Here is a 14148-nt window from a genome sequence, read left to right on the forward strand (position 1 = left end):
CGATCAAGGCCCGGCGACCAGGGTGACCGCGACCGGACGGTGGTCGGAGTGCGGGACATCGGGGTTGGACTGGTCTTTTCCGGTGAATCCCGGGGTGACGAGCACGTGGTCGATCTGCTGTGCGGGCCCGCTCCGGGACGGGATGGTGTTGAACGGCCTGACCGGGGCGAAGGGGTCGGTGAGGCCGGCGTCGGTCAGCACCCGCCAGGCCGGATCGCCGGGCTGGAGGTTGAGGTCACCGGCCACGATCACCGGGGTGTCACCCCTCGCGGCGTTCCTGACGATCTCCCCGAGCTGCTCGACCTGGTCGAGCTCGCGCCAGCCCGGCGGAGGCTGCAGGTGGGTGCCGATCACGGTGACGTCCTCGCCCTGCCACCGCAGACCGACCTCCAGCGCCTGCGCGCCGGTCGGGCCGCCCTGGACGAGCACGTGGTTTTTGATCGAGGTGATCGGCAGCGCGGTGAGCAGGGCGTCGCCCCACACCTCGTCGGTTGCCGGTGCCCAGATGTAGTGCATGCCCAGGCGTTCGGCGATCAGCCGTACCCCGTCGTGGCCGCCGTTGAGCAACCAGCCCCTGTCGGCCTCGCTCAGCACCACCACGTGCGGTCTCAGCTCCCTGAGCGCGTCGGCCTGCTGTTCCAGGGAGAGCCTGCCGGACTCGCCGTAGCCCATCCTGATGTTGTACGCCGCGATCCGCAGTCCGTCCTCTGGGCCCTTCCAGCCGGGGTGGGTACCCTGCCACAGGGGAACGGCCGCCACCAGCGCGACCGCGGCGACGGCGGCCGCCGCGAACCGCCGGTCGTAGGAGCGGCGCGGCAGGCCCGCGCTTCCCGTCACGCCTCCGAACGCGACGACGAGCGCCGCGCAGATCGGTACCCACGCGTTGGGCAGGTAGAGGTCGTAGGCGGCGTAGTAGCCGAAGACGAAGACGACGAACAGCAGCATCCCCCCGGCCGTCGCCAGGCCCCGCCGGGCCGGCCGATCCCGGCCGAAGGTCGTCGCGGCGTGCGCGAGGCAGGCCCCCAGCGCGACCTGCCCGACGATCTGCGCGACGATCGTCCAGCCGGGCGCCACCCCGTGAACGCCGTCCACGGTGGCCCTGCCCAGCGTGAACGCCACCGCCGAGGCCACCAGGGCGACCGCGGGCAGGAGCGGGCGGCGCAGCACCGGCAGCGCGGCGGGCGCCGCCGACACCACCGCGAACGCCGCCACGATCACGGCGGCGGCCTGCTGCGCGGAGACGGTCGCCGCCTGGGCGTGCGCGGTGTTGCCGGTGTAGAGGCCCCAGAGCAGCAGGGCGGGGCCGAGCGTCAGCCAGGCGCGGGGAGCCCCGGAGTACTCCTCGTCCGGGGGTTCGGCCCGGACCGTGAACGCGCAGAAGAGCAGGAGCTCCACCACCAGCAGCAGCCACGGGACCGCTCCAGGACGCCACATCAGGTCGATGCCGTCGAGCGCCGCGTGGATCACCGTGGAGGCGGCCAGGCCGGTGATCACCCCGCCCATCACGGGCCGGGCGTCGATGCCGCTCATCGCGATCGCCACCAGCCAGACCAGCCCGGCGAGCAGACCGAGACCGGCCACGTACAGCTGAGGCCCCCCGCCGTCGGTGAGCTGGAGCGCGAGCCGGGAGAGGAACAGCAGGCCCGCGGCGCCGAGGGCGATCAGCGGAGGGCGGACGAATCTGGCGAGCGGTACGGTCAGAAAGGCCAGGACGAACCAGGAGACGGCGAACAGGCCCATCATCTCCGCCGGGGTGCTTCCCGCCCGGCCGAAGAGCGTGATCAGCGATGGCAGGAAGACCCGGAGCACGTCGACGAGCACGACCACGCCGAGGGTCACGTCCAGGCGGATCCGCATGCTACCTCCCAAGAACGCGAGCTATCCTCGCCTTCTTCGTGCCCTATGACAAGGGCGAGACCTGCCCGAAGCGCCGCACCCCGGGTGGGAGACGACCTCGCCGGAGCCGGAGTCTCTCAGCGAGCCGAGGGCTCCTCCGGTGAATCCCCGGGCGAAGCCGGGTCCGCGGGAGGAGAGGCGGAGGCGTCGAGGTGGCGGAACGCCTCGTGCGCGGAGCGGACACTGTCGCGCAACGCCTGTTCCAGCTGACCGGCGTCCTCGGTGAGCCTCCCGATCTCCGGTACGGCGAAGGCGTCGGCGCCGGACTCCGCGAGCAGTTCCTCATAGCGGGGGAGCCGCGCGCGAAGCGCCTCGATCTGGTCATGGGCGCGCAGCGCCCGCTCGGCGTCGGCCACATGGCTCGCGTAGCGTTCCAAAGCCTCGACCCGCGCGAGTACGGCGGCCTCGCTCGCGGCCAGCGCCCGCTCCAGCGGCGCCATGGCGGCGGCCAACTCCGGAGTGCTCCCGCCGTACACGAACTCCTGGTGCTCGTTTCGCAGTGTGGAGAGCTTGTTCAGCAGCCGGGCGATCTCCCACTCCTGCGCGGGGAGCATCACCGAGTTGCGCACGCTGTCGAGCATGCCCGCCGCGTTGACGCGCGAGCGCAGGATGTAGTCGATCGCCTGCTGGGTCCGGTCGAGCAACTGCCCGGCGCCGTAGTCGAAGTCCTCGGCCGGGAGCAGGTAGCGGCCCTCGTACCAGCGGGCCTCGCGGTAGAGCTCCTGCTCGACCGTCTCGGGCTCCGCGGGCTCGCGGGCGGCCAGCAGGCCGACGAAGACCACGAAGACGAGCAGCGAGAGCATGAAGAACAGCAGTTGCCCGACGTCGGCGAGGAACATCAGGCACACCAGGAAGAGCGCCGCCACCCCTCCGCCGGCGTTCAGGAAGCGTCCGGTCAGGCGGGAGTTGGGCGGCGAGGGCTCAGGGGTCCAACCGGCGCGGATGCGCGACAACATCGACGCGTGCCGGCGGAACAGGTCGGCGGTCCGGGGGGGAACTTCAGGATCGACCACCACTGACCGCACAGGCTCGTCCCTCCGTTCGATCACATTTGACGTCAGCTGTCGAGATGGCGGAAAGCCTCGTGTGCCGAGCGTACGCTCTCGCGGAGCGCTCGCTGAAGCATGTCGGCGTCGCCGCTGAGATGCCTGATCTCCGGCCCGGAGAATCTGGCCGCGCCCGTCTCGGCGACGAGCTGCTCGTACTCCGGCAGATGCGCCCGCAGGACCTCGATCTGCCCCTGGGCGCGCAGCGCCCGCTCGGCGTCGGAGACGTGGCCCGCGTAGCGCTCCAGGGCCTCGACCCGCGCGAGTACGGCGGCCTCGCTCGCGGCCAGCGCCCGCTCCAGCGGCGCCATGGCCGCGAGCACCTCGGGGCTCCTGCCGCCCTTGGCGAGGTGGCGGTGCTTGGCCCGCAGCGAGGAGAGCTTGTTCAGCAGCCGGGCGATCTCCCACTCCTCGGCGGGGAGCATCACCGAGTTGCGCACGCTGTCGAGCATGCCCATCGCGTTGACCCGCGAGCGCAGGATGTGGTCGATCGCCCTCTGGACCCGGCCGAGCAGATGTCTGGCGTCGTAGTCGAAGTCCTCCAGGATCAGGAAGCGCCCGTGCCAGTGCCGCGAGTGCGCGTACAGGAGCCGCTCGACGGAGTCGGCGGGAGAGGGCTTCCTGGCGAGGTAGACCACCCCGAGGATGAAGAGATAAAAGATGATCAGCGGGATGAGCAGGACGACGGCCTGGGGGATCGGAGCGCCGACGGCGAGGAGGCCGCCCCCCGTGAGAGCGACCGATCCGCCGAAGAAGCCGATGAGCACTCCCGGAACCCTGGGGGCGTCCACGTCCCTGGGCGGGCGTTTGGTGCGGAGGCGGTAAAGCAACGGGCCGTTCTGGCGGAAGAGGTCGGCGACCTCCCCGGGCACCTCAGGATCGACCACCACGCGCTGCACAGGCGCCCCCTTTGCCGTGTTTCAAAAGCATAGCGATTAACCATGTTTCAGGTCATGCCTCCTTACATGGTGCTCCCTATCATCAAGTATCGCGTGCCGAAAAGAAGATCGGGATGATTGTCCGGAGATCGCCCCAGGTGGGAAGGGGTGTCCTCCCGGGCCGACCGGGAGTTGAGGCGGATCCGTCTCGGTGGACGTTCTGGTAGACGGGCAGGTAGGAGCCTTGAAGTGGTCGCGGCCGTCGAGAGCCGGCCCGGGAGGCGGATCGCTTCGCGTCCTACGGATCGCTTCATGTCCTACGGATCGGTGAGGACGTAGAGCAGCGCGGCCATGCTGGTGCCGCACGTGACGTCGCCCCTGCCGACCATGTCGCGGACATCGGCGAGTGGCACCCACTCGACGCGCTCGGCCTCCCACGGGTCGGTCGGTGGGCCGATGTGGACGGCGCCGTCGGCGCGGAAGATGTGGTGGACCGAGTCGGAAAGCCCGTTGCTCGGCTGGACACGCAGCAGCGGGCGCAGCGGTCCAGGCCGCCATCCGGTCTCCTCCTCGAACTCGCGTGCGGCGGCCGTCGCCGGCTCCTCGCCGTCCTCGATCCCGCCGATGGGAATCTCCCAGCCCCACGAGTCGGGGATGAAGCGATGCCGCCAGATCAGCAGCACCCGCCGCCGATCGTCGGTGACGACGGCTCCGGCCCCCGGCGCGGTACGGATCAGCCGGTAGTCCAGGCGCCTGCCGTCGGGAAGTTCCACGTCCGCGACCCGGACATCGAGCCACCGATCGGTGTAGAGAGGTTCTTCTGAGTGGACCTGCCAGCGCATGCGGTGTGCTCCCAGCGTGTTACCTGATCTCGCCCACGCTACCGAGGGCGCGGCCCGAGACGTTCGGCGTTTCCTCCGGACGCCGTCAGCCGATCCTCTCGCCGTACACGTGGTCGACCGTCATGACCATGAGCACCCGGCGGTCGGAGACCATCACCGCCCGGTACTCGTCCCAGTCCGGGTGCTCGCCGGCGGCGAGGCGGTAATAGCGCACCAGTGCCTCGACCTCGGGGCCGTGCGGATCGGTTCCCGGCCCGGTGAGTGTCGCCGTGCCCTCGGCGGTGGCCCATGCCAGACCGTCGGGGGCGGTCACCTCCAGCGTGGCGCGCGGGTCTCGACGCAGGTTCGCCGTCTTGGCGCGTCCCTCGGTCATCGAGACGTAGACGACCTTGGCCTCCGGGTCGTAGAAGGGCATGACGGGGGAGAGCTGAGGGCGGCCGTCGGTCTTGATCGTCGCGAGGACGCCGAGGCGGCTTTCCGTGAGCAGCGCGCGCGGATCGAATGGTGTGGCGGTCATGTTCAGGGCCAAGGCGCGACCGGATGCCGATTATTCCCCCGCGATGCGGGGCCGAGGGGGCGGGGACGCTTCGCCGGGGGAGGGCACGGAGGTGCTTCGCCGAGATCGAAGACCTCCTATCAGTACGACACATCTGAACGTTTCATGCGGGCCGGTCGGCTCAGGTAACCGCAGGACGGACATCGTCCCAGGTAGGAGCGGAAAACGGCTCACCACGGCCGGAACGGCGGTGTGCTATTTGTGAAATAAGTAGGCTTAAAGTCTTGACGGGGATAAGCGCCCGGAACGTAATGGGTAGTGAGGTCCCAGGGGTGATCCTTCCGGTGCCTCCGCGGCTGGATCACATGAGCGGGATGTGGGGACGCTTCGCGCCCTCCACGTCGTGATCGGCCATGTCGACATTCACCACCTCGCCGCACCATGCCTTCTTTCGTGGTGTCACCGGTGAGGCGCACCATCCTGGGAGAAGCACGTGACCGATCGAACGAGCCCTGCGGCCGAGGCCCGCCCTGGCCCGGCGTGGCCGTCCCCATCGGTGTCGTGATGGCCGGGAGGCCGCCTCCGCCGCTCCGCCGATCGCGGTCACCATGCCACGGAACGGCATGATCCGGACGATCCCCGACCTGGATCCGCGCAGCCGGCCGCCGCCGCACGTCTTCCCGTTCGGCGACGGTCTCCACCTCGGGAGGGCGTCACCCACCTGAGGCGGAGGGCGTGACCTGACCCACACCCCCCACCCCCCGAAGGAACCACCGTGCAACCATCTTCGCCTGCCATGGCGCGCAGACCGGTCCTGACCGGTATCGTCGCCGGGTTGCTGGCCGCGGCGTTCACCCTCGTCGCCCCCGTCACCTCCACCCTCGCGGCCACCCCGGCCCTGCACGCGTCATCATCCGGCGTCAACGGAGCGGGTTCGTCGTCCCAGGCGCTCGCGCTGAACATCCCGGCGTCCGACTACCAGCAGATCTCACTCGCGTCGGGCGGTAACGAAATCGGCGAGGCGATGTCACTGGCCGTGTTGCCGAACCGATCGGTCCTCCACACGGCCCGCGACGGCACACTGCGCGTGACCGACGTCAACGGCAACACGAAGGTGTCCGCCAGGCTCAACGTCTACACCCATGACGAGGAGGGCCTGCAGGGAGTCGGAGTCGATCCGAACTTCGCCACGAACCGGTACGTCTGGCTGTACTACTCACCCCGGCTGAGCACGCCGAACGGCGACGCCCCGGCCACCGGCACCCAGGCGCAGTTCGACCAGTGGAAGGGCGAGTTCTACCTGTCCCGTTTCACCCTCAAATCGGATGAAACGCTCGACACGGCCAGCGAGAAGGTGGTCCTGCGGGTCGCCAACGACCGTGGTCAGTGCTGTCACGCGGGCGGTGACATCGACTTCGACGCGCAGGGCAACCTGTACCTGACCACCGGCGACGACACCAACCCCTTCGAGTCGAGCGGCTACTCCCCGCTGGACGAGCGGACCAACCGCAACCCGCAGTACGACGCCCAGCGCTCGGCCGGCAACACCAACGACCTGCGCGGCAAGCTGCTGCGGATCAAGCCGCAGGCGGACGGCACCTACACGATCCCCAGCGGCAACCTGTTCGCGCCGGGGACGTCGGGGACGCGGCCGGAGATCTACGCGATGGGTCTGCGCAACCCGTTCCGGATGAGCGTCGACAAGGCGACCGGCGTCGTCTACCTGGGCGACTACGGGCCGGACGCGGGGTCGACCAACTCCAACCGGGGACCGAGCGGTCAGGTGGAGTTCAACCGCATCACCTCCGCCGGCAACTACGGCTGGCCGTACTGCACGGGCAGCAACACCACCAACGAGACCTACAACGAGTGGAACTTCGCCTCCAACAGCACCGGTGCGAAGTACAACTGCTCGGGAGGCCCGACCAACAACTCCTTCCGCAACACCGGACTGACCACGCTGCCCCCGGCCAAGCCGGCGTGGATCAAGTACGCCGGTGACTCCGGCTCGCCGCCGGAGTTCGGCGGCGGCTCGGAGTCGCCGATGGGCGGCCCGGTCTACCGGTACGACGCGAACCTGAACTCAAGCGTCAAGTTCCCCCAGTCGCTCAACGGACGGTTCTTCGCCGGCGAGTACGGCCGCCGCTGGATCAAGGCCATCGAGGTGAAGAGCGACGGCGGTTACGGCGAGATCTCCTCGTTCCCGTGGTCGGGGACGCAGGTGATGGACATGGCCTTCGGTCCCGACGGAGCGCTGTACGTGCTGGACTACGGCACGGGAAACAACAACCAGGCGCTCTACCGGATCGAGTACATCGGCCAGGCGGCCAACCGCAACCCGATCGCGAGGGCCTCGGCCGACAAGACCTCGGGAGCGGCTCCGCTGACGGTGAACTTCTCCTCGTCGGGCAGTTCCGACCCCGAGGGCGGCGCGCTGACGTACTCGTGGAACTTCGGCGACGGCACCACCTCCACCGCCGCCAACCCGACCAAGACCTACACCACCAACGGTTCGTACACCGTCACGCTCACCGTGCGCGACCCGCAGGGGCTGACCGGAGGCGCGAGTGTCAGCGTGACCGTCGGCAACACCGCCCCGTCGGTCACGCTCACGTCGCCGGGCGACGGTCAGCTGTTCTCCTTCGGCGACACGGTGCCGTTCCAGGTCAGCGTGAGCGACCCCGAGGACGGCACGATCGACTGTTCGAAGGTGACGGTCACCTACTCGCTCGGCCATGACAGCCACGCTCACCAGATCACCTCCAGGAACGGCTGCAGCGGCTCCATCGCGGTGCCGGTCGACGGCGAGCACGACTCCGCGGCGAACATCTTCGGTGTCTTCGTGGCCTCCTACACCGACGGGGGCGGTCTGACCGCCACCAGCAGCCGGACGCTGCAGCCACGGCACCGGCAGGCCGAGCACTTCGGTGCCCAGCAGGGCGTGCAGACGGCGGACCACACCAGCGCCGAGGGCGGCAAGACCGCGGGCTTCGTCGACGACGGTGACTGGATCTCCTTCCAGCCGTACAACCTGAGCAACGTCACGAGCTTCACCGCGCGGGTGTCCTCGGCGGGCGCGGGCGGCCGGATCGAGGTACGGGCGGGCTCGGCCACGGGCACGCTGCTGGGATCGGTGAACGTCACGAGCACCGGTAGCTGGGAGACCTTCGCCAACGTCTCGGCGAACATCAGCGGCGGGCCGAGCGGCGCCACGACGCTGTACCTCGTCTTCCGCGGCGCGACCGGTCAGGGCTACCTGTTCGACCTGGACGCCTTCACCTTCGGCACCGGCACGACGCCCAACCCGACGCCGACGCCGACGCCTTCCGGGGACACGAGCGCGTTGCGCGGGGTGGCGTCGAACCGATGCCTGGACGTCAGCGGCGCCTCGCAGACCAACGGTGCGGCGGTGAACATCTGGGACTGCAACGGCCAGACCAACCAGCGGTGGACCTCGACCAGTGCGGGTGAGCTGCGGGTGTACGGCAACAAGTGCCTGGACGTGAACGGGGCCGGGACCGCGAACGGCACGGTGTTGATCATCTGGGACTGCAACGGTCAGAACAACCAGAAGTGGCGCTTTAACTCGGACGGCACGATCACCGCGATCGGTAGCGGAAAGTGCCTGGACGTGTCCAACTCCGGTACCGCCAACGGCACCAGGGCGCACATCTGGACCTGCCAGGGCAGCACCAGCCAGAGATGGAACCGCGTCTGAGGCGGTCCGCCTCCTACGCGACCCCGACCACTTCACGAGCACCTCATCGATGTGGCGCCCGGCGCGGCCCGGCTCATCGCCGAAAAGGCCTCGCCGGGCGCCACGATGGAAGGACACCCATGCTTCGACATCTGACATCCGCCGCGGGCGGCGACCGGAGGACACCTGTGCTGCGACGCCTCTCGGCCGCCGCGGTGGCGCTCACCGCCGCCGCCGCCACGATGATGGTCCCCGCCGTCCCCGCCCAGGCCGCCGCCTTCAAGGTGCTGGTCTTCTCCAAGACGGCCGGGTTCCGGCACGACGCGATCCCCGTCGGTATCCAGGCCATCCGCGACCTGGGGGCTTCCAACGACTTCACCGTGGACGCGACCGAGGACTCCAACGCCTTCAGCGGGTCCAACCTCGCCCAGTACAAGGCGGTGGTGTTCCTCAACACCACCGGTGACGTGCTGAACGACACCCAGCAGAACGCCTTCCAGTCGTACGTGGACGGCGGCGGCGGATATGTGGGAGTCCATTCGGCCGCCGACACCGAGTACAACTGGCCGTACTACGGGCAGCTGGTGGGTGCCTGGTTCAACAGCCATCCGGCGATCCAGCAGGCGACGGTGCGGAACGAGGACCGGGCGCACGCCGCGACCGCCCATCTGGGGACGACATGGTCCCGGTCCGACGAGTGGTACAGCTATCGGAGCAACCCCCGTCCGAACGTGCGGGTCCTGCAGAACCTGGACGAGAGCAGCTACAGCGGCGGTGGCATGGGTGACCACCCGATCACCTGGTGCCGTCCCCAGGCCTCCGGCCGCTCGTTCTACACCGGACTGGGGCACACCCAGGCGTCGTACTCGGACTCGAACTTCCGCACGCTGCTGCTGGGCGGAATCCGGTACGCGGCCAAGGCGGTCAACGCCGACTGCCGCCCGGAGACCGGCTACACGGCGTTGTACAACGGGTCGACGACGGGCTGGTCGCAGGCCGGTCCGGGATCGTTCGCGAACAGCAACGCCACGCTGAGCTCCCAGGGTGGCATGGGCATGCTCTGGTACAGCGCCAAGGAGTTCGGCTCCTACTCGCTCAAGCTCGACTGGAGACTGACCGGCGACTCCAACTCGGGGGTGATCGTCGGGTTCCCGGCCACCAGTGACCCGAACGCGGCGCTCAACACCGGACACGAGGTGCAGATCGACGCGACCGACAGCGCTGACAAGACGACGGGGGCGATCTACGGCTTCAAGGCGGCGGACATCGCCGCACGTGACGCTGCGCTGAACCCGCCGGGCCAGTGGAACACCTACGAGTTGCTGGTGGAGGGTGAGCGGCTGCAGGTCTTCCTGAACGGCACGAAGATCAACGACTTCACCAACACCGACCCGGTCCGCTCGCTCCAGCAGGGCTACATCGGCATCCAGAACCACGGGTCCGGCGACGTGGCGGCGTTCCGCAACATCCGCATCAAGGAACTGACCACCCCGAACCCGACCCCGACCCCGACGCCAACTCCGACCCCGACTCCGACGCCCACCGCGAGCACGAGCGCGTTGCGCGGGGTGGCGTCGAACCGGTGCCTGGACGTCAGCGGCGCCTCGCAGACCAACGGTGCGGCGGTGAACATCTGGGACTGTAACGGCCAGACCAACCAGCGGTGGACCTCGACCAGTTCGGGCGAGCTGCGGGTGTACGGCAACAAGTGCCTGGACGTGAACGGGGCCGGGACCGCGAACGGCACGGTGTTGATCATCTGGGACTGCAACGGTCAGAACAACCAGAAGTGGCGCTTTAACTCGGACGGCACGATCACCGCGATCGGTAGCGGAAAGTGCCTGGACGTGTCCAACTCCGGCACGGCCAACGGCACCAGGGCGCACATCTGGACCTGCCAGGGCAGCACCAGCCAGAGATGGAACCGGGTATGACCGTGATGTGACGTGACTCCGGAGCCGGTCCGCCCTCGGCGGGCCGGCTCCAGGGGCGTCCTTGGACGGGGCCGACTGATCCGGCGAGACGGGGCGCGGCTGTCAGCTGTAGAAAGCAGAAGGCCGCCAACGTCCCTGAGCTGGGATTTTGGCGGCCATTTGACTTGATCAACCCATGGATTCCATGGGAGATGGTGGACGATACAGGGATTGAACCTGTGACCTCTTCCGTGTCAGGGAAGCGCTCTCCCGCTGAGCTAATCGTCCTCGGGTGAATCAGAGCGGAAGACGGGATTCGAACCCGCGACCCTCACCTTGGCAAGGTGATGCTCTACCACTGAGCCACTTCCGCGTATTCGCTTCGGGTTTCCCCTCGGCGCTCGCACTACTTTACCGGATCCCGGAGGGTCCGATGGTCGTGCGTTGAGGTGGAGACGGGATTTGAACCCGTGTAGACGGCTTTGCAGGCCGTTGCCTCGCCTCTCGGCCACTCCACCGGTCAGGCCCCTGGAGGCCCGCCGGAGCGGAAGACGGGATTCGAACCCGCGACCCTCACCTTGGCAAGGTGATGCTCTACCACTGAGCCACTTCCGCGTGATCCCCGGGAAACGGCTCCGGGGCACGTGAAAACTCTAGCGCCTCCGCAGGGCGAATGTGCGCAACGAGCCGGATCATCGGAGAGCCTCATCCGGTGACCGATCGGACGTCGGAGGCCCGGACGAACATGATCCGGTGCCCGAACTGGATCTGCCGGTAGCGGGCGTCGCCCGTGACGACGCGGTGTTCCGACGGGTCGAAGGAGGCCGCCCTGAGGTACGAGCCCCGTGTCGCCGGGCCGGAGCTGTAGGCCTGCCCGGCGGGTATCGAGTACTGCAGCGGGGTCAGGGCCTGTGCGGGGACGCTCTTCGGGTAGGCGGGTTTCTGCGGATAGGCCCTGCCGTACACCTTGACCGGGGAACGGCCCGGCCTGGGCGTCACCAGAGGGCCGGACGTGCGCACCGAGGTGGGGGCCGCGGCCGGGTCGTGGAACCACGCCTTCTGGCCGAGGTACCAGATCGCGGTCCAGTCGCCCCTGCGCTCGGCGAGCGCGTACCGCTGGCCGGTGGAGGCGCGGGCGGCGTGATCGTAGACGCTGTACGTGGAGTCGCCGGTGGGGTGCTTGCCGATGTCCTTGACCAGCGGCGCGGTGGCGGAAGGGCGCGTGCGCAGCCAGACCGAGGCGGCGCCCAGGTCACGGCACCCCCCGCCGCAGCCGGTGAATCCCGGTCTGTTGGTGCCGTAGTCGGGCCTGATCAGCACCGAGCGCGCGGCGTCGCCACCCGAGGCGCGCAGCGGCCTGCCGAGCAACTCGAAGTAGTGGGCCCAGTCCCAGTAGGGGCCGGGGTCCTCGTGCATGCCTCCCACGGTCTCCGGGGTGGTGCCCGGCACGTTGTCGTGCCCCAGGATGTGGGCCCGGTCGAGGGGAATGTCGTACTTGGCCGCGAGGTGGCGGACCAGCCTGGCCGAGGCGAGGTACATCGCCTCGGTGTACCAGGCGCCGCCCTTGGCCAGATAGCCCTCGTGCTCCAGGCCGATGGAACGGGAGTTGACGTACCAGTTTCCCGCGTGCCAGCCGATGTCCCTGGCCCGCAGGTGCTGGGCGATGTGGCCGTCGGCGGAGCGGATGGTGAAGTGCCAGCTCAGATAGGTGGGGTCTTTGACCAGGCGGGTCATCGCGTCGTAACTCGTCTCCCCGTCGTGGATCACGATGTAGTCGATCTCCCGAGGGCCGTCGGAGCGGTCGTGATTTCCGTACCCGCCGCCGGGGAGCCGTTCGTAGGCGGCGGGGAGCCACTCGCAGGAGACGTTCTTCGGGCAGTCGGGTCCGGGAGCGGGCACCATGGCGATCTTCTTGACGGGGCTGGGCGCCGGGGTGGGGACCGGAGTGGGGGTGGGGGTGGGTGACGCGGAGGGTGGCTCGGAGGGCGAGGCGCGCCGTTCCAGGGGGAGCGGCGCTCGCGGCTCGGACGGTCTCGAGGGCTCAGCCGGGGCGGGCCGCGCGAAGGCCGCGAGGGACGCGGGAGACGACGCGGGAGACACGGAAGGCGGCGTGGAGGGCGCGGAAGGCGCAAAAGGTGTAGAAGGCGCAGGAGGCGCGGGGGGCGTGGGCAGGTCGGGTGTGGCGGGGAGGGCCACCCGCTCGCCGTCGTCGGTCACCCGTGCGGCACCGGCCCTGATAGTCGCGTAGACCTCGTCGGCGAAGGAGAGCGAGGCATCCTCTCCCGCCGCGCCTCTCTCCCGGGTGCCGGGGTAGCGGGCGACGGCCTCGTACCAGCCGGCCGGGTCGTCGCGAGGGCCCCCGCCGGCACGGCGCCGGTAGTCGGCGAGCAGCGCGGCGCCGCCCATGATGTTGGCGGAGGCGTCCTCGCGCAGCCGGTCGGGGGGCAGGCCGGTCAGCTCGGAGGCCCGCCGCAGGGTGTCTCGCGGCCGCTCCTTCACGACGGACGGAACGGCGATCACGCGAGGCCGGGTCTCGTCGCCGCGCGGGTCCTCCCCGGCGCCGTGGGGCCGTCCGGGTGCGGCTCGGCCGTCGACCAGGTGCATCGGGCCGTACCCCGCGGAGACGCTGGGCCGCCCGCCGTGGCCCTCCCAGCGGGATTCCAGGTAGGAGACCGCGAGCAGCACGCTCTGTGGCACCCCGTACGTCCGTGCGGCCTTGGTGAAGGCGGCCTGCCTGCCGGACCGCGCCCTCGTTCCCGCCGTCGCCGTCGCCGTGCCGGACGGTGTGGAGGTCCCGGAGAGGGGCGAGGGCGTCCAGGGCGCCGGCCGACCCCCGGGACGTGCCGCCTGCGCGGGGGCGACCGAGGCGAGGACGGCGAGAGCGGTGACGACGGTGATCCCTGGCAGGCGGCGCATGGCGGTTCCTCCCCCTCTGGCAACTACCTAGAGTTATCAGAGATTACCGACTGTCGCGCATTGTGGTGAGGTTGTGATGTTGAGGAGATTCTCTGCCCGAAATCGGGCAGGAAACTTGGTGTGGTCCCTCCGGGATGCGTATGGTCCTGATCTGTGTCCACGGCACGGAATCCGCATGAGGATCTGATCACCCACCTGACCCGGACGAGCGCGCTCGGTCCCGGCGAGGCGGCGCGGGTCGTCGCGGACGTGCTGGCCTACTTCTCCGAGTCCGCCGACGAGTTCGTCCGGCGGCGCCACGCGGAGCTCAGGGCCAGGGGGCTGGTCAACGACGAGATCTTCCCCAGGGTCGCCGCCGAGCTGGCGGTACGCCGTGTCGCGGCACCCGAACTCTCCCTGCGACAGCTTCGCCGGATCGTCTACGGGTAGCAGGCGACGGCACCTCGATCGTTTAGTGATGTTCA

Annotated in this window: 9 protein-coding genes and 4 tRNA genes; 3 read left to right on the forward strand and 10 right to left on the reverse strand. The window is 69.3% G+C overall.

Features of this window, described 5'->3' with window-relative positions:
• Positions 1–3 precede the first annotated feature (3 nt).
• The 5 genes from ABZ664_RS08870 to ABZ664_RS08890 all read right to left on the reverse strand — a co-directional run bounded on the left by ABZ664_RS08870 (position 4) and on the right by ABZ664_RS08890 (position 5179).
• Positions 4–1857: an endonuclease/exonuclease/phosphatase family protein gene (locus ABZ664_RS08870; RefSeq protein ID WP_362505250.1), complete on the reverse strand. Its 1854-nt coding sequence runs from the start codon at positions 1855–1857 to the stop codon at positions 4–6.
• Between the two features lie 116 nt (positions 1858–1973).
• Entirely contained in the window at positions 1974–2921 is a 948-nt protein-coding gene (locus ABZ664_RS08875; RefSeq protein WP_362505253.1) for a hypothetical protein, read from the reverse strand.
• 32 nt (positions 2922–2953) lie between these two features.
• Positions 2954–3841, reverse strand: coding sequence for a hypothetical protein (locus ABZ664_RS08880; RefSeq protein WP_362505256.1), 888 nt, complete (start codon positions 3839–3841; stop codon positions 2954–2956).
• Positions 3842–4137: 296 nt separating this feature from the next.
• Positions 4138–4662, reverse strand: coding sequence for an NUDIX hydrolase (locus ABZ664_RS08885; protein WP_362505259.1), 525 nt, complete (start codon positions 4660–4662; stop codon positions 4138–4140).
• An 85-nt stretch (positions 4663–4747) separates the two neighbouring features.
• A complete protein-coding gene (locus ABZ664_RS08890) occupies positions 4748–5179 on the reverse strand; it encodes a PPOX class F420-dependent oxidoreductase (RefSeq protein WP_362505262.1) in 432 nt (143 codons plus the stop codon).
• A 775-nt stretch (positions 5180–5954) separates the two neighbouring features.
• Here ABZ664_RS08890 and ABZ664_RS08895 point away from each other — a divergent pair.
• Both ABZ664_RS08895 and ABZ664_RS08900 read left to right on the forward strand, forming a co-directional pair.
• Entirely contained in the window at positions 5955–8876 is a 2922-nt protein-coding gene (locus ABZ664_RS08895) for a lectin (protein ID WP_362505265.1), read from the forward strand.
• 119 nt (positions 8877–8995) lie between these two features.
• The gene (locus tag ABZ664_RS08900) at positions 8996–10789 is read left to right on the forward strand and encodes a lectin (protein ID WP_362505268.1); all 1794 of its coding nucleotides are present in this window, start codon (positions 8996–8998) and stop codon (positions 10787–10789) included.
• A gap of 192 nt (positions 10790–10981) precedes the next feature.
• Here the strand turns inward: ABZ664_RS08900 and ABZ664_RS08905 are convergent.
• From ABZ664_RS08905 to ABZ664_RS08925, 5 genes are all read right to left on the reverse strand, one after another.
• Positions 10982–11056, reverse strand: a tRNA-Val gene (locus ABZ664_RS08905).
• 13 nt (positions 11057–11069) lie between these two features.
• Positions 11070–11141: transfer RNA gene (locus ABZ664_RS08910), tRNA-Gly, on the reverse strand.
• 74 nt (positions 11142–11215) lie between these two features.
• Positions 11216–11286, reverse strand: a tRNA-Cys gene (locus ABZ664_RS08915).
• Positions 11287–11311: 25 nt separating this feature from the next.
• Positions 11312–11383: transfer RNA gene (locus ABZ664_RS08920), tRNA-Gly, on the reverse strand.
• A gap of 90 nt (positions 11384–11473) precedes the next feature.
• The gene (locus tag ABZ664_RS08925) at positions 11474–13684 is read right to left on the reverse strand and encodes a peptidoglycan recognition family protein (RefSeq protein ID WP_362505271.1); all 2211 of its coding nucleotides are present in this window, start codon (positions 13682–13684) and stop codon (positions 11474–11476) included.
• A 153-nt stretch (positions 13685–13837) separates the two neighbouring features.
• Between ABZ664_RS08925 and ABZ664_RS08930 the strand changes: the two genes are divergently transcribed.
• Positions 13838–14113, forward strand: a complete 276-nt coding sequence (locus ABZ664_RS08930; RefSeq protein ID WP_362505274.1) for a hypothetical protein — start codon at positions 13838–13840, stop codon at positions 14111–14113.
• The last annotated feature ends 35 nt before the right edge of the window (positions 14114–14148 follow it).

Source organism: Streptosporangium sp. NPDC006930 (assembly GCF_040635605.1).
Classification (GTDB): Bacteria; Actinomycetota; Actinomycetes; order Streptosporangiales; family Streptosporangiaceae; genus Streptosporangium.

Excerpts from the sequence above, each read along its gene's own strand:
- ABZ664_RS08925 (WP_362505271.1), bottom strand. The coding sequence starts at position 13,684 with ATGCGCCGCCTGCCAGGGATCACCGTCGTCACCGCTCTCGCCGTCCTC.
- ABZ664_RS08870 (WP_362505250.1), bottom strand. The coding sequence starts at position 1,857 with ATGCGGATCCGCCTGGACGTGACCCTCGGCGTGGTCGTGCTCGTCGAC.
- ABZ664_RS08885 (WP_362505259.1), bottom strand. The coding sequence starts at position 4,662 with ATGCGCTGGCAGGTCCACTCAGAAGAACCTCTCTACACCGATCGGTGG.
- ABZ664_RS08895 (WP_362505265.1), top strand. The coding sequence starts at position 5,955 with ATGGCGCGCAGACCGGTCCTGACCGGTATCGTCGCCGGGTTGCTGGCC.
- ABZ664_RS08890 (WP_362505262.1), bottom strand. The coding sequence starts at position 5,179 with ATGACCGCCACACCATTCGATCCGCGCGCGCTGCTCACGGAAAGCCGC.
- ABZ664_RS08900 (WP_362505268.1), top strand. The coding sequence starts at position 8,996 with ATGCTTCGACATCTGACATCCGCCGCGGGCGGCGACCGGAGGACACCT.